15 protein-coding genes are annotated in these 23075 nt (G+C 56.3%); all 15 read right to left on the minus strand.

Annotation, left to right across the window (positions count from 1 at the left end; genetic code table 11):
• Positions 1 to 11: 11 nt before the first annotated feature.
• Positions 12 to 1553 carry a peptide MFS transporter gene (locus FZF21_RS15585; protein ID WP_003860609.1) on the minus strand — a complete coding sequence of 514 codons (1542 nt, stop codon included), beginning with the start codon at positions 1551 to 1553 and terminating at the stop codon, positions 12 to 14.
• A 299-nt stretch (positions 1554 to 1852) separates the two neighbouring features.
• On the minus strand, positions 1853 to 3325 hold the full coding sequence (gene der, locus FZF21_RS15590) for a ribosome biogenesis GTPase Der (RefSeq protein WP_022648998.1): 1473 nt from the start codon (positions 3323 to 3325) through the stop codon (positions 1853 to 1855).
• 112 nt (positions 3326 to 3437) lie between these two features.
• Positions 3438 to 4616 carry an outer membrane protein assembly factor BamB gene (gene bamB, locus FZF21_RS15595; protein ID WP_017383525.1) on the minus strand — a complete coding sequence of 393 codons (1179 nt, stop codon included), beginning with the start codon at positions 4614 to 4616 and terminating at the stop codon, positions 3438 to 3440.
• A 10-nt stretch (positions 4617 to 4626) separates the two neighbouring features.
• Positions 4627 to 5247, minus strand: a complete 621-nt coding sequence (locus tag FZF21_RS15600; RefSeq protein WP_017383526.1) for a YfgM family protein — start codon at positions 5245 to 5247, stop codon at positions 4627 to 4629.
• 13 nt (positions 5248 to 5260) lie between these two features.
• Positions 5261 to 6535 carry a histidine--tRNA ligase gene (gene hisS / locus FZF21_RS15605; protein WP_022649001.1) on the minus strand — a complete coding sequence of 425 codons (1275 nt, stop codon included), beginning with the start codon at positions 6533 to 6535 and terminating at the stop codon, positions 5261 to 5263.
• Between the two features lie 81 nt (positions 6536 to 6616).
• Positions 6617 to 7735: a flavodoxin-dependent (E)-4-hydroxy-3-methylbut-2-enyl-diphosphate synthase gene (gene ispG / locus FZF21_RS15610; RefSeq protein WP_017383528.1), complete on the minus strand. Its 1119-nt coding sequence runs from the start codon at positions 7733 to 7735 to the stop codon at positions 6617 to 6619.
• Positions 7736 to 7761: 26 nt separating this feature from the next.
• Positions 7762 to 8772, minus strand: a complete 1011-nt coding sequence (gene rodZ / locus FZF21_RS15615; RefSeq protein ID WP_032649072.1) for a cytoskeleton protein RodZ — start codon at positions 8770 to 8772, stop codon at positions 7762 to 7764.
• 291 nt (positions 8773 to 9063) lie between these two features.
• Entirely contained in the window at positions 9064 to 10230 is a 1167-nt protein-coding gene (locus tag FZF21_RS15620) for a bifunctional tRNA (adenosine(37)-C2)-methyltransferase TrmG/ribosomal RNA large subunit methyltransferase RlmN (protein WP_003860623.1), read from the minus strand.
• A gap of 147 nt (positions 10231 to 10377) precedes the next feature.
• The gene (gene ndk, locus FZF21_RS15625) at positions 10378 to 10809 is read right to left on the minus strand and encodes a nucleoside-diphosphate kinase (protein ID WP_003860625.1); all 432 of its coding nucleotides are present in this window, start codon (positions 10807 to 10809) and stop codon (positions 10378 to 10380) included.
• Between the two features lie 124 nt (positions 10810 to 10933).
• On the minus strand, positions 10934 to 11809 hold the full coding sequence (locus tag FZF21_RS15630; protein WP_047062461.1) for a 4Fe-4S binding protein: 876 nt from the start codon (positions 11807 to 11809) through the stop codon (positions 10934 to 10936).
• Complete coding sequence (locus tag FZF21_RS15635) at positions 11809 to 12588, minus strand: DmsC/YnfH family molybdoenzyme membrane anchor subunit (protein ID WP_032103986.1); 780 nt, start codon at positions 12586 to 12588, stop codon at positions 11809 to 11811. The genes FZF21_RS15630 and FZF21_RS15635 overlap by 1 nt, the downstream gene beginning before the upstream one ends.
• Positions 12581 to 13210 (minus strand): DMSO/selenate family reductase complex B subunit, encoded by a 630-nt coding sequence (locus FZF21_RS15640; RefSeq protein ID WP_015572168.1) that lies wholly within the window; start codon positions 13208 to 13210, stop codon positions 12581 to 12583. Before FZF21_RS15640 ends, FZF21_RS15635 begins: the two co-directional genes overlap by 8 nt.
• The gene (locus FZF21_RS15645; protein ID WP_348273040.1) at positions 13207 to 15585 is read right to left on the minus strand and encodes a DMSO/selenate family reductase complex A subunit; all 2379 of its coding nucleotides are present in this window, start codon (positions 15583 to 15585) and stop codon (positions 13207 to 13209) included. The genes FZF21_RS15640 and FZF21_RS15645 overlap by 4 nt, the downstream gene beginning before the upstream one ends.
• A gap of 88 nt (positions 15586 to 15673) precedes the next feature.
• Entirely contained in the window at positions 15674 to 18001 is a 2328-nt protein-coding gene (pbpC, locus tag FZF21_RS15650) for a peptidoglycan glycosyltransferase PbpC (protein ID WP_149121250.1), read from the minus strand.
• Position 18002: 1 nt separating this feature from the next.
• Positions 18003 to 22955, minus strand: a complete 4953-nt coding sequence (locus FZF21_RS15655; RefSeq protein ID WP_063946207.1) for an alpha-2-macroglobulin — start codon at positions 22953 to 22955, stop codon at positions 18003 to 18005.
• Positions 22956 to 23075 lie beyond the last annotated feature (120 nt).

Here is a 23075-nt window from a genome sequence, read left to right on the forward strand (position 1 = left end):
GCTGAATAGTATCAGGCTTCGGTAGCCGGTTTAGTCTGCGCATTTTCCAGCATGCGGCGCACCGGAACAATGAGGACGATCAGCACCGCAGCACAAATCAGCAGCGCAATGGAGCAACGGGCAAAGAGGTCTGGCAGCATATCCAGCTGGTCGGCCTTCACGTGACCACCAATCAGCCCCGCAGCCAGGTTACCCAGCGCACTGGCGCAGAACCACAGGCCCATCATCTGGCCGCGCATTCTCTCCGGCGCCAGCAGGGTCATGGTCGCAAGACCAATCGGACTCAGGCACAGTTCCCCGAGCGTCAGCATCAGGATACTGCCCACCAGCCAGAACGGAGAAACCCCTGCCCCACCGTTGCTCAGCACGTTCTGCGCCGCCAGCATCATCAGGCCAAAGCCCGCCGCCGCGCACAGAATGCCGATCACGAACTTGGTGATGCTGCTCGGACGAATGTTTTTGCTCGCCAGCTTCGGCCATGCCCAGCTAAATACCGGGGCCAGCAGAATGATGAACAGGGCATTGATCGACTGGAACCACACCGCCGGGATCTCAAAATCACCGATCATGCGGTTAGTGTAGTCGTTGGCGAACAGGTTGAAGGAGGTTGGCTTCTGCTCGAACGCGGACCAGAAGAACGCGGCGGAGACCAGCAGAATAAAGCACACCAGCAGCCTTGCGCGCTCTTTGCGATTCAGCCCGGCGAAGATGAACAGATAGATGAAGTAGAGCGCGACGGAGGCGGCAATCACATACACCAGCACGCTGGCGACCGCGACCGGATTAATCACAATCACGCCCTGGGCAATCAACGTTACGATGATTGCAACACCCACAGCCAGCGCCAGCAGCCAGGCACCCACGCCGTTACGTTTCACTACCGGACTGTTCCAGGTGGAGTCCAGACCGACTTCACTGTCGTAGCGCTTCATGGCCGGAACGGCAAACACGCGGAAGATAATCAGGGCGACCAGCATCCCGATACCACCGATACCAAAGCCCCAGTGCCAGCCGTGGGTTTTAATCAGCCAGCCGGAAATCAGAGGGGCAATGAACGAGCCCATGTTGATGCCCATATAGAACAGCGAGAAACCGCCGTCACGACGCGCATCGCCCTTTTTGTACAGTGTCCCCACCATGACCGAGATACAGGTCTTGAACAGGCCGGAGCCGAGCACGATAAACATCAGGCCGATGAAGAACAGGTTGTCGCCCATGATGGCCGACAGGGCGATCGACAGGTGCCCGAGCGCAATCAAAATCGAACCGTACCAGACGGCCCGCTGCTGGCCGAGCCAGTTATCCGCCAGCCAGCCGCCCGGCAGCGCAGCGAGGTACATGGTGCCGGCAAAGATGCCGACAATCGCCGAGGCGTTTTCACGCGCCAGGCCCATTCCGCCGTCATACACGGTGGCGGCCATAAACAAGATCAGTAGCGGGCGAATACCGTAAAACGAGAAACGCTCCCACATCTCGGTGAAGAACAGCGAACCGAGCGGATAAGGATGGCCGAAGAAGGTTCGGCTCTCTTTTTGATTAACAGAGGATTGCATAATTCTCCCGAGAAGGTATGTGTCGTGCTTGTAAACACCAGCATGTACGCCGAACGGTTACGTATCCGATCGATTTTTTACATGCGGCGAAATGTTGGTTAACCATTTGATAACCAGGCGCTAGTTTTGTCTAGTACCGAACCCTGGACTTTAAGACGAAAATTCGATGATTGTCTACTTTCTTAGATATAAACATGGTTAAAAGCGAATAGTGATTGACATCACACAGGGAAGGCAGGCCTTTTGAATGGGCGAAAAAAACCCGCGACAGGCGCGGGTTTTAGTGAGTTCGGTAAGAATTATTTGCTTTTCTTAATGTGCTTAATCAAACGCTTACGCTTACGCATCTGGTTCGGCGTCAGGGTGTTGCGTTTATTCGCAAACGGGTTCTCCCCTTCCTTGAACTGAATACGGATAGGCGTACCCATCACGTCCAGCGACTTGCGGAAGTAGTTCATCAGGTAGCGTTTGTAGGAGTCCGGCAGATCCTTCACCTGGTTACCGTGGATCACCACGATAGGCGGGTTATACCCCCCGGCGTGAGCATATTTCAGCTTCACGCGACGACCACGCACCAGCGGCGGTTGGTGGTCTTCAGCAGCCATGTTCATGATACGGGTCAGCATCGCCGTGCTCTGACGGCGGGTAGAGCTGTCATAGGCTTCACGAACGGATTCGAACAGGTTGCCAACACCACTCCCGTGCAGGGCAGAGATGAAGTGAACGCGGGCAAAGTCGATAAAGCCCAGACGGAAGTCCAGCGTCTCTTTCACCTGCTCGCGCACTTCATTGCTCAAACCGTCCCACTTGTTGACGACGATAACCAGCGAGCGCCCACTATTGAGGATAAAGCCGAGCAGAGAGAGATCCTGATCGGAGATACCTTCACGTGCGTCGATGACCAGCAGCACCACGTTGGCGTCTTCAATCGCCTGAAGGGTTTTGATCACCGAGAATTTTTCCACCACATCGGTGATTTTCCCGCGCTTACGCACCCCTGCGGTGTCGATAAGTACGTACTCACGTTCATCGCGCTGCATTGGAATGTAAATGCTGTCACGCGTTGTGCCTGGCATGTCGTAAACCACCACGCGCTCTTCACCGAGAATACGGTTAGTAAGCGTAGACTTACCTACGTTTGGGCGACCCACAATAGCCAGCTTGATAGGCAGATCCTGCGGGTTGAAGTCGTCTTCCGGCTCTTCCTCGCCTTCCTCTCCGGCTTCAAACTGCGCCCAGTATTCAGCGTCCTCGTCCACCTCTTCCGGCGGGTTTACTTCATCAACCCACGGCAGCAGAACGGTTTCCAGCAGGCTGGTGACGCCACGACCATGCGAGGCCGCGATAGGATAAATATCGCCCAGGCCTAAAGACCAGAAATCCGCAACAGCCTGATCGGCATCGATGCCGTCAGTTTTGTTCGCCACCAGGAAGGTAGGCTTTTCGCGTGAACGCAGATGTTTAGCAATAGCAGAATCCGCGGGCATCAGGCCAGCGCGAGCATCCACCATAAACAGAACCACATCCGCTTCTTCGATAGCCAGCAGAGATTGCTCTGCCATGCGGGTTTCTACGCCGTCTTCCGTACCGTCAATACCCCCGGTATCGATACAGATGAACTCGCGTCCTTCCACCTCTGCACGACCGTACTTACGGTCACGCGTCAGCCCCGGGAAATCCGCAACCAGCGCATCACGGGTGCGTGTTAAACGGTTAAAAAGAGTGGATTTTCCAACGTTAGGGCGCCCGACAAGCGCGACCACAGGTACCATGTTTGAAGCCTCATAAAATTCAAAATAACGTCGCTTTCGCAGCGTTTTTAAAAATGTCAAAACGGCTCCTGAGTGAACAGGAGCCGTTTAGTATACTACAACCGCCGTGTAATTAACGCGTGATCGCGTACAGCGTGCCGTCTTTTGCCTGAATCAGCAGTTTGCCGTCAGCCACAACGGGCTCCGTCAGGAAGCCTGAGCTATCCACTTTCTGCTGTGCCACGAAGCGACCATTCTCTGGATCGATCCAGTGCATATAGCCTTCGCTGTCGCCCACCACCAGGCTGCCGTTATACAGTGCCGGTGCTGTCAGCAGACGGTGCAGCAGATCGCTCTGCGTCCACAGCGTCACGCCACCTTCGGTGCTCAGCGCCAGCAGACGGTCGTTCTGATCCACCATATAAATACGGTTGCCGTCGACGATGAAATCGTTCACGGAACCCAGCTCACGTTTCCACATGATCTGGCCGCTACGCAGGTCCAGCGCCGTCAGGTTGCCGTTGTACGCCAGCGCGTAAACCACACCGTCAACGATGACTGGCGTGGTGTCCACGTCACTCAGACGGTCAATTTCAGTTGAACCGGTCGCCTGGGAAATACGCTGCTGCCAGATCATCTGGCCCTGCTGCATCAGTACCGCGCTGACACGGCCGTTGTCACCGCCCACAATGGCGGCGCCAAAGGCGGTCGCCGGAGCAGATTCACCACGCAGAGACAGCGCTGGCATATCCAGGTTAACCGTCCATTTTACCAGACCATCGGCTTCGTTCAGCGCCTGCAACTGGCCGTTGCTGGTATGGATCAGCACCAGGCCGTCGCTGACAACCGGACGCGACAAGGATTCACCGGCAACGGTGGTCTGCCATGCAACCGAACCGTCGCTGGCATTCAGCGCGTAAACCTGCGCTTTTTCGCTGCCCACATACACATGACCGCCGGCAACGGTCAGGCCGCCAGAAAGCAGTGCAGGTTTACGGGAGAACCAGCCGTCTTTTTCCGCCAGGTTAATGGACCACACTTCTTTTCCGTCATCAGCGTTCAGCGCTTTAACGGTGCCTTTGCGATCGGCCGCATAGACAACGCCGTCAGCAAATGCCGGGTGCAGGTTGGAATAAAAATCGCCAATACCATCTCCCACAGAGGTGTCCCAGGCGGTGGATGGGGTGAACTGGTTTTCAACCGTCGGCAGCGGGGACATTTTAACAACGTCTTCTTCGCCACTGAACAGTGAACAACCACTCAATAACGTAACAGAAAGCAGTCCTGGCAGAAGTAATTTACGCAATTGCATTGGGTCCCTCTCAGACGGACAAATTATTTATTTTCATCTGCATCATTTCGCTCAGCGCAGGTGAAGCTTTACTATCCACGCCAGCTTGCCACGCTTTACGCGCGCCCGCTTTATCACCTTTACTCAGCAGTGCTTCACCGCGAAGATCGGCAACAATAGCGGCAAAGCCTTCGCCTTTGATGGTATCAAGCGTTTTCAGCGCGTCGTCGGCTTTTTTCTGCTGAACCTGGATACGCGCCAGACGCAGATTGATCACCGCTTTCAGATTTTCGTCACTGGCAGCAGCAAGCCCCTGAGACAGTTGCGCAGCGGCTTTGTCCAGTTCGTTTTTATCAACATACTGCTGAGCCACTTCCAGCGCAGCCAGCGCGCCGTAGGTGTTTTTGTTGTCAGCGGCAAATTTCTCCGCAGCCGTCAACGTTTGCGGCTGATCGGCACGGATTGCGCTAACGGTATTTTCGTAGTTCAGGGACGAACCGCGAGCAGAGTCAGCCTGATGATTGTTCCAGTAACGCCAGCCTACCAGCGCACCAACACCTAAAATAACCCCTACAACCAGTGCCTTGCCGTTTTCAGCAAAGAAGCGCTTAACCGCATCAACCTGGTCGTGTTCGTTCTCGTAAATTTCCACGCAGTCCTTCTCCTTAGCCCAATAGAGTGCGCAAGTGCGCCGCAACGCCATCCTGCGTTACCGTAGTTTGCTCACCAGAGCGCAGGTCTTTGACTACCACTTCGCCGTTGGCCACTTCGGACTCACCCAGCACCAGTGCGATACTTGCGCCCCACTTATCGGCACGAGCAAACTGTTTTTTAAAGTTGCCGCCGCCGTGGTTGGTCATCAGCTTAACGTCCGGCAGCGCATCGCGCACGCGTTCGGCAAGCTGCATCGCCGCAGACTGCGTATCCGCACCTGAGGCCACCAGGTATATATCGACAACAGGATCGGCTTTAAATTCCGGATTAACTGCCTGAACCAGCAAAACAAGTCGCTCAAGGCCCATCGCGAAGCCTACAGCCGGTGCTGCGCGACCACCCAATTGTTCGACCAGACCGTCATAACGACCGCCGGCACAGACGGTACCCTGCGAACCGAGGCTGGTGGTGACCCACTCAAATACGGTGCGGTTGTAGTAGTCCAGACCGCGCACCAGACGCTGGTTAACGGTATAAGCAATGCCCGCCGCTTCAAGCAGCTTGCACAGGCCAGCAAAGTGTTCGCGGGAGTCCTCATCCAGGTAGTCACCCAGCGCTGGCGCATCGTTCAGCAGCGCCTGTACGTCAGGATTTTTGGAATCGAGTACGCGCAGCGGGTTGCTGTACATACGACGCTTACAGTCTTCGTCGAGCTTCTCTTTGTGCTGTTCCAGGAACGCCACCAGCGCATCACGATAGTTCGCACGCGCTTCCAGAGAACCGATAGAGTTCAGCTCCAGGGAAACGTGCTCAGAAATACCGAGCGCACGCCACCAGCGGGCAGTAAGCATAATCAGTTCGGCATCGATATCTGGTCCTTGCAGACCAAACACCTCCACGCCAAGCTGGTTGAACTGACGGTAGCGGCCTTTTTGCGGACGTTCGTGGCGGAACATCGGGCCGATATACCACAGGCGCTGCTCCTGATTGTACAGGAGACCATGTTCGATGCCGGCGCGTACGCAACCCGCCGTCCCCTCAGGACGCAGGGTCAGGCTGTCGCCGTTGCGGTCCTCAAAGGTGTACATCTCTTTTTCAACCACGTCGGTTACTTCGCCGATCGCGCGTTTGAATAACGGGGTCTGCTCTACAATCGGCAAACGAATTTCGCTGTAACCGTAGCTGCCGAGCACCTGCTTCAGTGTGCCTTCAATGCGCTGCCAGATGGCGGTTTCGCCAGGCAGATAATCGTTCATGCCGCGGATGGCTTGAATGTTTTTTGCCACGTTTATTCTCTTTCTATATACAAAAAAGAACCCAAAGAATGGGTTCAATCATACATGGGAAGCAGCCTGCTTCCCATCACGTTATTTTTCAACCTGCTGAACGCTGATGCGCTTCGCTTCGTCCATCATCGTCGCTTTCGCGCGAATCCGGGCTTCGAGCTGGTCGATCATATCACTATTATCCAGACGATCTTTACGAACGCCATCTTCATAGAGACCACTTTTCTTGTTACCACCGGTCACGCCCAGCGTGGACACCAGCGCTTCACCCGGACCGTTCACCACGCAGCCGATGATGGAAACGTCCATTGGGGTGATGATGTCTTCCAGGCGCTGCTCCAGAGCATTCACGGTGCCGATCACGTCAAACTCCTGACGTGAACAGGTTGGGCAGGCAATGAAGTTGATCCCACGCGCGCGGATACGCAGTGATTTCAGGATGTCGAAACCGACTTTGATCTCTTCCACCGGATCGGCGGCCAGGGAGACGCGTAACGTGTCGCCGATGCCTTCAGAGAGCAGCAGGCCGAGACCAATCGCCGATTTTACCGAACCGCTGCGCAGACCGCCCGCCTCGGTGATCCCAAGGTGGAGCGGCTGATCGATCTGTTTTGCCAGCAGACGATACGATTCAACGGCCAGGAAGACGTCAGACGCTTTCACGCTCACTTTAAACTGATCGAAGTTAAGGCGATCCAGATGATCGACGTGACGCATTGCGGATTCGAGCAGCGCCTGCGGCGTCGGCTCACCGTACTTTTCCTGGAGATCTTTTTCCAGAGAGCCAGCGTTCACGCCGATACGGATTGGAATGTTTTTGTCGCGGGCGCAGTCAACCACCATGCGAATGCGCTCTTCGTTGCCGATGTTGCCTGGGTTAATACGCAGGCAATCGACACCATATTCAGCGACTTTCAGCGCGATACGGTAATCGAAGTGAATATCGGCAACCAGCGGAACGCTCACCTGCTGCTTGATCAGTTTGAACGCCTCGGCGGCATCCATGGTCGGTACAGAGACGCGAACAATGTCCGCGCCTACGCGTTCTAATGCTTTGATTTGATTGACCGTCGCTTCTACATCCGTAGTACGCGTATTGGTCATCGACTGGACGGCGATAGGCGCCCCATCGCCGACTGGCACGTTCCCAACGTAAATCCGTTTCGATTTTCTACGTTGAATAGGAGCCTGGTTATGCATGTAAAATCTCCCGCATTGCCCGTCTGTTACTGTGCTGCTGATTGTTCGGCATTAACGGTAAGACGCGCAACCTGGTTAGTTCTGATAAAGCGGCTCAGATCGACAGGTTTTCCTTGATACTGGATCTGTACCGCTGCCGGTGCGCCGATTTTAAGCTTGTAAGGTGCCTGGCCCGTTAGATTTAACGTGCCATCTTTACGTTGCAGGCCGCTGAACAGCTTTTTACCTGTCGCATCAGTCACTTCCAGCCAGCAATCCGCCGTGAAATTCATCACCAGCGCATTCGGGTCAACGGCAGGTGCCGCCGTACCCGCCGGGTCAGTTGGCAGTGACGCCGCGGTGTTATCTGCCGGTGCCGTTGCCGCAGGGGCGGTATCAACATTGGCCTGTGAAGGTGATACGACCGCGTTCTGATCCTGGGCCTGGGTGGCTGGTGCGGTATTCGCCGTCGCTTCTGGCGTCGTCGCTGGCTCGGTTGCAGGCGTGCTGCTTGCTGCCGCTTGAGGTTCGCTGGAGGTCGCAGCTCCTTCGGTGCTCAGCGGCACGCTTTGCGCGCCGTTATTACCAGACTGATTGAGCTCAGCGGAGGACTGATCGGCCATCGTCGTGATCTCTTCCTGCTGCGCTTTGTGGTTTTGCCACCACCATGCGCCCGTCAGGCCGACAACCACGAACAGGACCAGCCAGGTAAAGCTCATCAGCCAGCCATCGCGTTTTTTACGACGTTTACCCAGAGAGAAGCTCTGCATCGGCGCAACTTTTGCCGCACGCACAGGCGCCTGCTTCTCCATCATCGGCAGTAATTCGTCTTCAGGGATATGAACCAGTTTGGCGTAAGAACGGATATAACCGCGCAGAAACGTTGAAGCCAGATCGGCGGGTGCCTTATCTTCTTCAATATCGCGAACGGTGGAAACCTTCAGGCACAGGCGTTCTGCAACGGCTTGCTGGCTGAGTCCGAGTTGTTCACGGGCGTTGCGAAGACGAACGCCAGTGGAGAGTGCTGCATTTTGATCGTGAGTGGCTTCAGTATTCATTCGCTACAACTACTGGTACGTGAAAATAAGGGTTCAGGTGCCGGTGAGTCACAATGCCACCCGCACCGCGAAACTTTAGGTCAGTTAACCTGGAACAAACAGTATAAGACTGTCGGGCCGCAGATGACAGCGCTGGCAGGCCTTCACGCTAAACTGTTGTTACGTCGTTACATACTGCCCGAAAGTCGTATGAAACGCACCGTAATTATTAATCAGTCATAATGATTGTGACTGAATATTCAGTAAATTAATGCTTCACGGCGCAAAAAACGCGCCGTGTCTGCATAATAATCAAACGGTTTTGACCGCGATTGACTCACCCTGCATGCGCTTACGCAGCGTACGTTTGGTACGGTCAATAACGTCACCCGCCAGCTGACCACAGGCTGCGTCGATATCATCGCCACGCGTTTTACGAACGATGGTGGTGAAACCATACTCCATCAGCACTTTTGAGAAGCGATCGATACGGCTGTTCGAGCTACGGCCATACGGCGCGCCCGGGAACGGGTTCCATGGGATCAGGTTGATCTTACATGGCGTATCTTTCAGCAGTTCAGCCAGCTCATGTGCATGTTCGGTACCGTCGTTAACATGATCCAGCATCACGTACTCAATGGTCACGCGGCCCTGGTTCGCGTTAGATTTCTCCAGGTAACGGCGCACGCCAGCCAGGAAGGTTTCGATATTGTACTTTTTGTTGATCGGCACAATTTCGTCACGGATGGCGTCGTTTGGCGCGTGAAGGGAGATGGCCAGCGCAACGTCAATCATGTCGCCCAGTTTGTCCAGCGCAGGCACAACGCCGGAAGTAGAGAGCGTAACGCGGCGCTTGGACAGACCAAAACCGAAATCGTCGAGCATGATTTCCATCGCCGGAACGACGTTGGTCAGGTTGAGCAGCGGTTCACCCATCCCCATCATCACCACGTTGGTGATTGGACGTGTACCGGTGACTTTCGCCGCGCCCACGATTTTCGCGGCACGCCAGACCTGGCCGATGATTTCCGACACGCGCAGGTTACGGTTAAAGCCCTGCTGCGCCGTAGAGCAGAATTTGCACTCCAGCGCACAGCCCACCTGAGAAGAGACGCACAGCGTGGCGCGATCGTCTTCCGGGATATACACGGTTTCAACGCGCTGATCGCCAACGGCAATGGCCCACTTGATGGTGCCATCTGAAGAGCGCTGCTCTTCCACCACTTCCGGTGCGCGGATTTCCGCCACTTCTTTAAGCTTATTGCGCAGCACTTTGTTGATGTCCGTCATGTCATCAAAGTTGTCGCTGCAATAGTGGTACATCCATTTCATGACCTGATCGGCACGAAATGGCTTCTCGCCCATCTCTTTAAAGAACTCGCGCATCTGCTGACGGTTCAGGTCCAGCAGGTTAATTTTTCCATTTTTATTGGGAACCGCAGGAATGGCGACTTCGGAGGTATTCACTAATTCAGACATAATTTTTTCCGGCCTCGTTGTTACACGTTGTGGCCCTTGGTGGGTTGAAAAGAAACGCCCCGGTAAGCAGTCTGCTCGTCCGGGGCGTTGCATTGTACAAAGTCTGGCGCAGGGATGCCACGTTTGCACGCGGCATTTACGAAATTATTAGCGAGTGCGCGGGCACACTTCGCCTTCAGCGAAGAAGAACGCGATTTCGCGCGCAGCAGATTCAACAGAGTCGGAACCGTGGGTGCCGTTCTCGGTGAAGCTGTCTGCATAGTCGGCGCGCAGAGTACCTGCCAGCGCGTTGTCCGGGTTGGTTGCACCCAGCAGATCGCGGTGACGCTGTACCGCGTTTTCGCCTTCCAGTACGGATACCACGATTGGGCCAGAGGTCATGAACTCGACCAGACCATCAAAGAATGGGCGACCTTCGTGCTCAGCGTAAAAACCGCGAGCCTGCTCAACGGTCAGGTGCAGCATTTTGGTGCCAACGATCTTAAACCCTGCTGATTCAAAGCGAGCGAAGATGCTGCCAATAACGTTTTTTGCCACCGCGTTTGGTTTGATGATGGAAAAAGTACGTTCAATAGCCATTGATAACCTCTGTAAAATGTTCTGTTGTTTTTGCATACCTGAGTATGGTGTGGCGCGGATTATAAAGAGCAATAGCGCCATTGCCTATGGTTATGCATAACATTTTTTTAAAATGAGACGAAGATTAGCAACAGCTCGTATTTCGCATACCGTGTTGATGATGAAAACAGAGCGGACACTGCTTTTCATCAGACGTAAATGACCAGAAATGACGGTGGCACGTCAGGCAAACGGCTTCATATGCCGGTATGGTCACGCTTTTCCCTACCCCGTCTGTTTGTGTCACGTTTATCGCCGCATGCTGGCATACCGCTTCGCAGCCGCCGCACCCCGTACAGCGTCCGGTTTCCACGACCAGTTCAGCGTTCTTAAACCGAATCGCGTTTTCCATACAACTTCGCCAGCACGCGCCGCACAGTACGCAGGATTCGGTATCGAGAGTTATCTCTGCCTCGCTAAACGCAGAAAACGCCCTGCGCAGTTCACGCTGACCGGGCACGACGCTACAGGCCTGGACATCCTCTCGGGGAACGTGCATCAGTACACGCCGGGCGGTATTAACCTCGTTGACGGGTATATATTTAAACGCCCACGCCGCTTCACCGCGTCGGCGAAGCGCCAGATTCAGCCGGGCAATCGCCAGCAACCAGTCAGGATTCTGCTCCGCGTCGATACTGATAAAACGAACGTGGTACTGCGCGTGCCACAGCAGAAGCTCATTCACCCCTGGCGCACGGTCAGTAAACGGCCCAACAAGCGTATCGCCACACAGAAAGCGTTTTCGCGGCGTGATGCCGGTGATGGCCTCAGCGGGGCAGACGAACAGGCAGTCACCGCATTCAATACAGCGGCTGTCATCAACCGAGACGCCTGAGTCGGTAAAAGAAAAAGCCTGCACAGGACAGACGTCCGCGCAGGCGAGGCAGGAAGCGTGGCGAAAACGGCGACGGACGCACGCATGCGTCACGTCCATCGCCGGGGCAAAGGTCAATCCGCCCATCAGCCAATACTGAAGAAAACGAAGCGCAGCATCAGCTCACCGACAATCAGCAATGCGCTTCCCAGCAGCATGGGAGATCGCGCCGCTTTCAGACCGCCCGCAGCAAAGCACAGCATACCCGCAACGGATACGCACCAGCTCAGCAGATGAACGGTTCGCAGTTGCTCCAGCATCTGTAGCGGTGCGTGAGGGAACGTCACCACGGTGTTGTCCATAGCCGTAATATCTGCCAGCCAGACGGGCTGCATCACCAGACGCACAAGCACCAGCAGCGTGATAATGACAACCGCCGCACGCACGGTAGTCTGGGAACGCGTCCCAACGGCCATGCAGGCTGAACCGATAATCCCCACCGAACCGAAAAACAGCACCAGCGTGTTAACGTGCTGCCATGTCACCACGGATGCGTGCATGTAGATCTGCGCCATGCAGAACACGTCGACTAAACCAACCAGACCTGCCACAACCAACAGTGGCTTCCAGCCTGGCTTTTTGACAAACATCAGCAGCGTTGCGAAGCCAAGCGCCGCAAGATAAAGACTGGCAAAGATAATCTCACGGCTCAGCCAGGAGCTGGATACGTGGCGCAGCGCGTTAAGAGCATTAAGCGGATAGCCCATGTGCAGCGCGGAGGCGAGCAGCCCCAGACTCGCCAGCACAAACGCTCCGGCTGCCGGCAGCAGCGCGCTGCGTTGCGTGCTTCCGAACGCCAGCCACAGCGTAACGCCAACCGATCCTTGCAGGAACAACGTAAAAATCAGCAGCGGTAACTCATGCATGACGTTTCCCCTCTTTCTCTGCGCCCTGATGCGCTTTGATCACCAGGTTTGGTTTGGTGATGGAGGAATCAGGCAGGCCTTTCACATCACAGACCGCACCATACTTCGCCCGCAGTTCATCAATCGGCCCGAATTTAATCGCTTCGAGTGGACAGGTTGCCACACAGACGGGCTGCTCTCCCTTCGCCTGGAGATCCACGCAGAAATCACATTTGGACATCTGCCCGGTCTGCTCGTTGAGCTGTGGCGCGCCGTAAGGGCAAGACCATGCGCAGTAGCCGCAGCCGACACACTTATCAGTATCAACGCGCACAATGCCGTCCCCCGGACGCTTATGCATCGCGGTGGTTGGACAGTTTTTGGTGCAGACAGGATCTGCGCAGTGGTTACAGGAAATAGAGAGCGTGTAGGCAAAAACGTTGTTGCTGACGCCGCCCTGCCCGGTCGGGATAAAACTCCCGCCGTTGACTTCATAAACGCGACGGAAACGACGTCCGACCTCAAGGTTGTTTTTATCTTTGCACGCCACCTGGCATGCCTTGCAGCCCGAGCAGCGAGAAGAGTCGATATAAAAACCCAGCTGTTTGTCGCTCACCGGTGCGTAATGTTTAAACTGACTCATGCTTTAGCTACCTCCACCAGCATGGTTTGATGGGAATTCCCTTTCGCAAGCGCGGTAATACGGGCGGAACTGAGCACGTTCGCGCAGCCGCCTTTATCGATACCCTGCGCGTCCGGCTGCCACCAGGCGCCTGCCTGCATGGCCACCACGCCTGGAATGATGCGCGGCGTGACCTCCGCCGGGATCTCGCAAATGCCGCGCGCGTTATGAATACGCACGGTATCCCCCTGCGCAATGCCGCGCTTTTGCGCATCCTGCGGGTTGATCCACAGCTTTTGCTGCTGCGCCTCAATTAACCACGGGTTGGCGTACTGGGTGGAGTTAGCGCGGTTTATCCCTTTCCAGGTGATCAGCTGGAGCGGGAAGGTTTTCGCCAGCTCGTCTTCCGGCCCTTCATGGGCTGGCACGTAGTGCGACAGCGCCGGAATTTCCGGGTGCTGCATGTCGTACAGACGCTTCGAGAAGATCTCAATTTTTCCGGACGGCGTCGGGAACGGATGATTCTGCGGATCGCGAATGTTGTCTTCAAAGGCAACGTACGGCGCGCTTTTGAAAAGATGCTGACGCGTCTTCTGTAGCGTCGCGAAGTCCGGCAGGTTTTCATCCGGCATGGACAGCCGCGTCTGCTCCCAGATGTGCTCAATCCACGCTTTTTCGTCACGGCCCTCGCTGAACGCTGGCTCGACGCCAAGCTTAGCAGCGACCTCCCGTAGCCAGTCGTAGTCTGAACGGCGTTCAAATTCAGGTTCAATCAGCTTTTCTGACAGGATCAGATAGCTTGCCGTGCCCCAGGTTTCGCCGATATTCCAGCGTTCCATGAAGCTGGTTTCCGGCAAAAGCAGGTCGGCGTATCTGGCGCTCGGCGTCATAAACAGATCGCTTGCGACGATAAACTCGATTTTCGACTCGTCTTCCAGGACACGGGTTGCCTGATGAAGATCCGGGTTCTGGTTAGCCAGATAATTGCCCGCCAGCGAGAACAGGATGCGGATATTGCTGTCCAGCTTCTCAGCATCCTTCAGGCCATCTTCCGCGGTTACCTTAGAAGCATCATCCGCGGCCTGGACCCAGTTCATGACCGAAATTTTGGCGTTGACCGGGTTGTCCGGCATCTCTGGCCCGGCCGCAAATTTGCGGTTTGCGCAGCCGCCATAGCCTGCTGCCCAGCCGCCTTTCACCCCGACGTTACCCGTTAGCGTGGCCAGTATCGTCGAGCCGCGCGCGGTGCGCTCGCCGCAGTTGTGACGCTGCGGTCCCCAGCCCTGGATCAGCGCGGCGGGTTTGGTGGTTGCGTAGTCACGCGCCAGCTGACGAATAGTTTGTGCAGGCACGTGGGTGATTTTCTCTGCCCACTCAGGCGTTTTCGCCACGCCATCCTTTGCACCGCTCAGGTAAGCCATCAGGGATTCATTGGCCGGAACGCCCTCTGGCATGGCGTCTTCGTCAAAGCCCAGGGTGTAGCGTTGAATAAAGTCGCGATCGTGCAGATTCTCCGTGACGATCACATACATCATCGCGTCCATCAGGGCGTTGTCTGTTGTGGGAAGCAGCGGGATCCACTGATCGGCAAGGGAGGAAACCGTATCGGAATAGCGTGGGTCGACAACAATGAAGCGCGTGCCGTTTTGCTTCATCTTCTGGTAGAAGTGGTTGCTGTGCCCGAAGATGGTTTCCGTCGGGTTATGCCCCCAGAGAATGACCAGTTTGGTGTCCAGCAGCGTGTCCAGAGAGCTGCCGCTGGCGGCGGTGCCATAGGTATACGGCGTTGCCGCCGCCGTGTTACTCATACTGACCGAGTGATAGCTTTCGAGATAGCCGCCGGTTAAGTTGAGCAGACGACGAACCATTTTATCGCCGGAAAAGGTCCCGCCGGACACCGCGGTGCCCACATGAACATAGCGTGACGCAGCACCGTATTTTTGCGTAATAGTTTTTAATTGATTCGCAATGAGGGTGGTGGCTTCATCCCAGGTAATACGCTCGAATTTTCCTTCGCCACGTTTACCTACACGTTTCATTGGATATTTCAGTCGATCGGGGTGATAAACAAATTTCCGATAAGCCCGACCACGAACGCAGGCGCGCATTACTGGCATCTGCGGATCCAGCGCGTTATCCGGACGCGTTGAAATTCGGGTCACAACGCCATCACTGACGTGAGCACGAATATCACATTTGCCGCCGCAGTCAAACGTACTACAGGTTTGCACCACTTTTTCTTCAGGCGTAGCGTCTGAAACCGCCGCGCCCTGTGCCTGTACTTTGCCGGTTTTGACGACAAACGGCAGGGCGGCGAGCGCCGACCCTGCCTGAATAAACTGACGCCGGGATATGGCGGGAATAAGCCCTTCTCCCTGATGTTTATTTTTTTTCATTGCTCGTTCCTTCAAATAAAAACGCATTCTCGTTTTTTTTCAGGAACGAATATTGATAATTATCAAGCTAACTCTTGAGGGGTAATACTTAGCGATCTAATTCAAAATTCACTGTCGCCGTTTGTCCTGTTTCATCTAATACAATTAATTGATATTTACCCGGCAAATATAATTGCAGTGAATAATTCTTCTGATGCCCGTCCAGCGGTTCGCCATTCAAAAACCACCATCGTTGTCCCTCCCCACCGCTGGTTGAAACGTTAAGGGTCATATTTTTCTCACCCGGAAGACGTTTAATTACCGCCCCTTCTCTGACGCCTGACAACATCATCGGCGCCGCATTATGGTTATCCAGCGGAGGGCAAATAGCTGAACGGGCGGGAAGACGAGCAGCCCGTTTTTCAGCAGCAGGCAGCCAGGGCTCCAGCGGTAGCGGCCAGACATCCAGCACTTTCTCTGTCGCATCAGGACAATCCGCCGCAACGCGTTTGCCTTCTTTATCCAGCCAGACCGGGAAACGGATCCCGCGAATACCTTCCTGTTCCGGCAGCAACAGCGTAGGCGGTTCACTGCCTTCCAGCAGCCAGGTTGACAGCCGACGCCGACAGTTTTCGCTCCCTTCAGGCAGGGACTGGCCCCCCGGCCAGCAAATCACGCCCCGTCCTACGCTTGCAGGACGCGGATCGCGCGGCAGGCGCGCTTCATCCACCATCGAGCGGGACTGAAGCATGTTATTGACCTGATTCAGGAGCGGTACCGCGCTGGCGAAACCAAACTGCCCGGCAACGGGCGTGCCGTCCGGGCGTCCGGTCCAGATTCCAATGACATACCGGGCATTCAGGCCGATGGCCCAGGCATCCCGGTAGCCATAGCTGGTGCCCGTTTTCCACGCCAGCGGCGCAACCTGGGGCAACGCACTGTCCGGCAGGGGCTGTGCTTCATTAGCGAGAATGCGTCGAATGATCCACGCCGCCCCCTGCGACAGCAGCGGACGTTCGATCAGCGGATCGCCCGGCTGTAAACGCAGCCGGCCCGCCTTACCCTGACGCGCAAAGGCGCTATAGGCGGCAGCGATATCAGCCAGGCGTGCGCCTGCGCCCCCCAGGATCAGAGAGAGGTTGGGCTGTGCCCCCGCAGGCAGAATGAGCGGTAATCCCGCGTTGCTCAGCATTCCGGCAAAACGTTTTGGGCCGTACGCTTCCAGAACCTGCACCGCAGGCAGGTTGAGGGAACGCACCAGGGCTTCGCTCATACTGACCGGCCCATGGAAGCCGCTGTCAAAGTTGCCCGGACGATAATCCCCCGTTTTTCTTGGCACATCCTGTAATAACGAAGCGGGATGGCTCAGACCATCGTCCAGCGCCATGCCATAGATGAATGGCTTGAGGACCGATCCCGGCGATCGGATCGCATTGACCATATCCACGTGGCTGAAACGGCTGTCATCATTGATATCTACCGAGCCTACCCAGCCACGCACTTTCATGGATGTATGATCCACGACGATCATCGCCAGCGAACTACGGGCGGGCAGGCGTGATTTCCAGTTCATTGCCAGCTCTTCAAGCTGTCGTTGCAAAGCTGCATCCAGCGTGGTGACTATTTTTGTGTCACGACTTTTACTCAGCATCATGCGGGAAAAGAGCGGTGCCAGCTGCGGCATCTGCCGGGGAGCCAGCCAGACCGGCTCTTCACGGGACTCTTTCACCTGCTTCTCAGACCAGACACCCTGAGTCAGCATACGGTCGAGCACTTTGTTCCGCGCCGCTTCGGCACGTTCCGGCCAGCGGTCCGGGCGCAGACGGCTGGGTGCCTGCGGCAGCACTGCCAGCAGCGCCGCGTCGGAATAGCTCAGCTGAGACGGCGGTTTGCCAAGGTAAGTCCAGCTTGCCGCGCCCACGCCCTGCAACGTGCCGCCAAACGGGGCACGGTTAAGATACAGCGTCAGGATTTCACGCTTGGAGAGATGCCACTCCAGCTGCATCGCCCGCCACAGCTGACGAATTTTACCGCCAAAGGTACGCGGATGCGGATCCAGCAGGCGCGCCACCTGCATGGTAAGCGTGCTCCCGCCGGAAACCACTCTCCCGGAGGTGAGATCCTGCCAGGCGGCACGCAGTACAGAAAGCGGATTGACGCCCGGGTGATCCCAGAACCAGCGATCTTCATACTGGATCAGCGCCTCAAGATAGCGTGGGGAAACCTCTTCAATGGTAACCGGATAGCGCCAGATGCCTTCGCTGTCGGCAAAACGCCACAGCGGAACACCCTGCTCATCCACCACCACTCGCGCTGGGTTGACCTCTTTCAGGGGCAACGGCCACACGCGGTCAGCGACGACAATCAGCCCCCCTGAAACGAGAAGCGCTCCCGCCAGCCACAGCCAGCGGGAGCGAATCAGGCGTGCTATCCGCATCTTACGGAACAACGATCAGCGGGCCACTGGCCGCCCCCGTTGCCCGCCACTGCGGAACATACATGGACTCGACCATCGGAACAGGCACCTGGTAGGTTCCCGGCGTAACGGCACGGGCCAGGTAAACCAGCGTGACCGGCTGACCTTCATTGACCGGCACCGCGGCCACAAAGCGATCGTCGCGGAATTCCATGTGCTGAATATCAGACTGTTGCATCTGATTCAGCAGGTTTTGCACTTCACTGCCGCTGTCCTGCAAGCTGGCGCTGCTGCTCGCCAGATTCTGGTTTTCCAGCTCCATACCTGCCGGGAGCAGATCCACCACCAGCGCATCCGGCACGTTCTGGCTGGCCTTCACCTCCAGCCACACCAGAACCAGCTCACCGCTCTTCAGAGAAGAGAGCGACTTGCTGCTGCCGTCTGTCGCCAGGATATGACGTTCAATCTGCAAGACATTAGAGGATGGCTGAGGCGCGTACTCCGGATAGCCAGTCGTGTCCAGTCGTACCCACAGCGGCGTAGTGCCGGTATTCGTCACCTGCAAGGCATCAAGCTGGTCGCCGTTCAGGTTTTCTACCTGCGCTTTATCACTGCTCTGGGTCTGTTCAGAGAGGCTGGTCGTTGCCGTCCACGCGCCTGACAAGGTTTGCAGTGAACGTCTGGCCATGAACAGCGCATTGCTCTCCTGGGTAGACAGCCAGCGCTGGCTGAACGCGTCTTCAGATAACGCGTTCAGCAGCCTGTTTTGCGCATCCGGCAGCAGCTTGTACTCTTCCAGCAGGGAGAGCATCAGGGCATTATCACGCAGCTGGCTGCCGTAATCCGCCATCCAGTTTCGGCTGTCGTTACGGGGAGTTTTGAGAGCCAGATCCAGCGCCTGCTGGCTGCGCGGTGCATCCCCCATCAGTTTGAGTGCCATGCCCAGCTGCATCAACGGAAGCCCGGAAGCAGCCTGAGCGTGGCGCTCCCAGATTTCACGCAGCGCACCGAGCGGCGCTTTTTGCTGACGAGCCAGCACCAGCGAAGCGTACGCCTGAACAGCAAATTTGCTGGCCTGGGTGTCGTCGCTGTAGCGGATGGACATCATCCCCGGATCCTGTAAATAGCGCAGCAGTCGGCTGTTGGCGTTATTCACTGCCTCGGCAGGCACGCTGTAACCCTGCTCCCCTGCCCGCACCAGGAAGTCCGTGACATAGGCGGTCAGCCAGTACTCTTCCGGGCCGTTTTTATCCCACAAGGCAAAACCGCCATCGTCACGCTGCATTTGCAGCAGACGGGAGATCCCGATATCAATGGCCGCACGGCGTTTATCGTCGGTATCGCCTTTAATACCCAGTGCCTTAAGTTGTGCCGCGTTGGTGTAAAGCGACGGGAACAGGCCGCTGGTGGTCTGCTCAAGACATCCGTATGGATAGGCCTGAAGTTCACGAATGTAGCGCGCCAGATTTAAAGGTGGTTTACCGCTGAGCAACAGCTGCCCCTGTAGCGTGGCAGGCGAGAAACCGTTGATATGCTGTGCTGGTGCACTCCAGGATTCGCCAGGGTTCAGCATCGTGCCCGTATTCACCGTTTGCGCCGGGAATGCGGGACGCACGCCAATTTTCCAGCTCTTCTGCTGCGGCGCAAACGTCTCACCAGGGAGCTGAAGCCCCGACACCTGAGCAGTCACTTCACCATCACCATAGCCTTCCAGGGCGCGCACCGGAATAAACAGGGTGCTACGTGCGCCAGGCGGCAGCTTAACCGGCTCTGGCTGAGCGCCTTCGAGCGACAACTTACCGGTTGCGGTTAACGCAATGTTCAGCGTTTGCGGCTGGTCCGTCAGGTTAGTCAGGTCCAGCGTCAGGCGGGAGGTATCGCCACTGGCGAGGAATCGCGGCGTATTAAGCTCGGTGATAATCGGAGCCGCCACAATGATTTTGCTTTCGCTGCTGCCGAAATCGTCTTCCGTCCAGCCCTGCGCCATCAGACGCAGTTCGCCGTTGAAATCGCCAATCGGCAGCGTGATGGTGCCTTCGCCGTTGGCATCAAGCGTAACCGGCTGCGCCTGCTGGGCAATTATGGTGACATGGTTCACCGGTGGCTTACCGCCGCGTTTCAGTTCATCGCCGTCTCCGCCAAAGCGCAGTGCGGCCAGACGTCCCTGACCTTCAATCACCTGGCCGTAAACATCATAGATGTCCGCGCCATAGCGCTTCTGACCGAAGAAAGCTTCCCACGGATCCGGCGTGACGTAGTCGGTAATGTTCAGCACGCCGCTATCGACAGCCGAGACCAGTACGTTCACCTTCTGTGGCACAGTCCCCTCTTTTACGCTGGCTTTCACTTTCACAGAAAGCGTCTGGTTCGGACGCATTTTTTGCGGGTTATCCAGTGCGATGTTCAGGCGACGATTTTCGTCCCCCATTGGCAGATGCAGCAGGCCAACCGCCCGTTTTGGCGTGGCGGATTTGGATTTATCGCCAGGACGAACCACCAGCGTGCTGAGGTAGAGATCGTGACGTTTCCAGTCCTTATCCACCGGAATGGCGAGATCCAGACCGTTTGCTGGCACGTCGATCTCTTTCCACCACAGCGGTCCTTCGCTGGATTCGATCATTGCATAGCCCTTGCCTGCGGCCGGCGCTGCAATATGCAGGTTGATGGTATCGCCTGGCTGATAGGATGGCTTGTCCAGTTTCAGCGTCACACGATCCGGGCGAGCAGCGCCCGTGCCATCGCTGTTATCCTGCCAGCTGTACCCCGCCCAGAAGCGCACGCTGCTGACCATGTCATCAGGGGCTTTCACTTCCAGACGGTATGAGCCCCACTCCACCGGGAAGGTGACTTTACCGGTTTCATCGGCCTTGAGGTTTAGCTCCTGCTCGCCCTCAACCAGATCTTTTTGATCAAACTGGGACTGCCAGCCCTCACTCTCGGACCAGTTCCAGAAGTAGTCGCGACGCTCACGGATCAGACGCACCTGCAAACCAGATACCGCTTTTTTCGTCCCGCTGGCATCGGCATAGACGATGTCAAAGCTGGCGTTGCCGTTTTCATCGACAATCGGCTGATTGACGGTGGTATCGGTACGGTAGTCGTAAACGGCCTTGCTGGCGAACTGTGGGCGGATCCCCGGAAGTTCAGCCGCAGGCCAGATAGCCTGCTCGGCGCGTCGCGTTACCGGACGCCCACCTGATTCCAGCAGGCTGGCCTGCAAAATCAGTTGCAGCGGCGAGTGCGCCTCTTTCCACTGGCTTTCGGTGGTAACCTGCCCACGCCCCTGTTCGTCCAGCGTAAGCTGCACTTCATCCAGGCTGCGGCTCAGGTTCTCCTCGGCAATATCACCGAACTGGAAGCCAGGCAGCGTAGGCACCGCGTCACGTAGCGGACGCAGGAAAAGCTGGCCTTGCAGAGAATTACCGTTAGCCGGCGCGCCATACAGGTAATAGCCAGCAACGTTAAAGTCGACATTATCCTGCGGGGAAACTGGCGTTTTTTGCCCGGTCAGATTCAGCGCCATACGCTCAGGCATAAAATCTTCGACGTGGAAATCCCACATGCGCTGCTGGTTATCGCCCGTATTCGCGCGAATATGCCACATGCCGGTCTGGGCGCCGCTATCGAGCGGATAGTTGAAGCGATAAAGGCCGTTCTCAGGTTGCACAACGACCGTACGCGCCACCTGTCCGTCCGGGCGCAGCACGTCAAGTTTTACCGGCTGATCGGGAAGCGGTTTGCCATCGCTGTCGCGAAGCAGGCCGTTCAGGATCACCGTTTCACCCGGACGATAGAGATCGCGCGGGCCAAACATAAAGAACTGTTTGCTGTAACCCGGGTTACCGGCGATATCAAACTCCGCCAGATCCAGCGCCGGAAGTTTGAGGTCGAGAAGCGTCGTCTGGCCATCTTTACTGGCCAGGATCAGCGCGGCTTCTTTATCGGTTTCCAGTTTCGCATGACCATCGGCGTCGCTGTTCGCCTCGGCCAGGGTCTGCCCTTTATCGTTCAGAAGGGTAATAGCCACACCTGACTGTGCCGCACCGTTTTCAAGACTCTGGGTGAAGATGTCCAGGCGGTTATGATAACGGTGAGCGGACAGCCCAATATCACTTAAGGTAAAGAGCGTCGCGGCGTTACTGTAGTTATAGTGACCAGCCTGATTCATCACGGCGATATAGACGCCAGACTGCTGGAGCGGCTTAATATCTTTGAGCGGCAGGAGCAGTTTTTCACGCGTATTGCGCGCCGGGTTGAGGTCGAAACGGCCGGTGTAGACCAGTTCCGCCATCTTCAGCAGGTTGTCAGATTCCCAGTTGGTCAGCGAGTTACGGTACTCCCACTGGCTGACAAACGAGGCCAGCGACTCCGGCTTCACGCGATAGAAGTTCACATCCACATTGTTGACGTTGAGCGCCATCACCGGCAACCCTTCCACCACCTTACCCGGCAGCAGCGATCCGCGGCTGGCGAATCCGACCGTCGGTTCAACATCCCGGGTGGTGATCGCTTTTTCATAGTCGATGCCGAATGTCGCTTTGTTCAGCGCCAGCAAATTACGTTCGACGGTGACGACCAGATTACGATTCGGCTCCAGATGGCGCAGGCGCAGCTCTTTCAGATTGGGGGCCAGTTCCCAGGCGCCGTCCACTTTGCCGCTTTTTTTATCCACCACATGCACCGTTTTCGCAAAATCCTGGCTGGGCTCCAGCGGTACAGAGAAGGTCAGAACCAGCGTCGCAGCGCCGTCGAGTTGCACTTCAGAGGCATCCAGCAGCGTCAACGCCTTGCCCTGACTCTGCGCGGCCAGCTTAGCCAGCTTTTCAGGATCCGGTTTTGCCGGGGTTTTCTGTTCTGATGCAGTAGACGCTGCGGGGGCAGCGGCCTGAGGTTTGTCGTCGCTGTTATCACAGCCGACAAGCGTAAAGGTGGTGAGCAGCGCGAGAGAGATCGCAGCTAAGCGAAACGGTTTCATCCTGTGTCCCTGGCCTGAGGGGCCTGTTGGTCATCGTCCGGATAAGTATTATCCGCAAGTTTCGTTAATACAAAAAGTCCAATTTTATAATCTGGAAAGCACCTCGCAGAATGGCATCAC

This window comes from Enterobacter sp. LU1, assembly GCF_008271405.2.
GTDB classification, from domain to species: domain Bacteria; phylum Pseudomonadota; class Gammaproteobacteria; order Enterobacterales; family Enterobacteriaceae; genus Enterobacter; species Enterobacter hormaechei_C.

Excerpts from the sequence above, each read along its gene's own strand:
- FZF21_RS15585 (WP_003860609.1), bottom strand. The coding sequence starts at position 1,553 with ATGCAATCCTCTGTTAATCAAAAAGAGAGCCGAACCTTCTTCGGCCAT.
- der (WP_022648998.1), bottom strand. The coding sequence starts at position 3,325 with ATGGTACCTGTGGTCGCGCTTGTCGGGCGCCCTAACGTTGGAAAATCC.
- bamB (WP_017383525.1), bottom strand. The coding sequence starts at position 4,616 with ATGCAATTGCGTAAATTACTTCTGCCAGGACTGCTTTCTGTTACGTTA.
- ispG (WP_017383528.1), bottom strand. The coding sequence starts at position 7,735 with ATGCATAACCAGGCTCCTATTCAACGTAGAAAATCGAAACGGATTTAC.
- rodZ (WP_032649072.1), bottom strand. The coding sequence starts at position 8,772 with ATGAATACTGAAGCCACTCACGATCAAAATGCAGCACTCTCCACTGGC.
- FZF21_RS15620 (WP_003860623.1), bottom strand. The coding sequence starts at position 10,230 with ATGTCTGAATTAGTGAATACCTCCGAAGTCGCCATTCCTGCGGTTCCC.
- ndk (WP_003860625.1), bottom strand. The coding sequence starts at position 10,809 with ATGGCTATTGAACGTACTTTTTCCATCATCAAACCAAACGCGGTGGCA.
- FZF21_RS15630 (WP_047062461.1), bottom strand. The coding sequence starts at position 11,809 with ATGGGCGGATTGACCTTTGCCCCGGCGATGGACGTGACGCATGCGTGC.
- FZF21_RS15635 (WP_032103986.1), bottom strand. The coding sequence starts at position 12,588 with ATGCATGAGTTACCGCTGCTGATTTTTACGTTGTTCCTGCAAGGATCG.
- FZF21_RS15640 (WP_015572168.1), bottom strand. The coding sequence starts at position 13,210 with ATGAGTCAGTTTAAACATTACGCACCGGTGAGCGACAAACAGCTGGGT.
- FZF21_RS15645 (WP_348273040.1), bottom strand. The coding sequence starts at position 15,585 with ATGAAAAAAAATAAACATCAGGGAGAAGGGCTTATTCCCGCCATATCC.
- pbpC (WP_149121250.1), bottom strand. The coding sequence starts at position 18,001 with ATGCGGATAGCACGCCTGATTCGCTCCCGCTGGCTGTGGCTGGCGGGA.
- FZF21_RS15655 (WP_063946207.1), bottom strand. The coding sequence starts at position 22,955 with ATGAAACCGTTTCGCTTAGCTGCGATCTCTCTCGCGCTGCTCACCACC.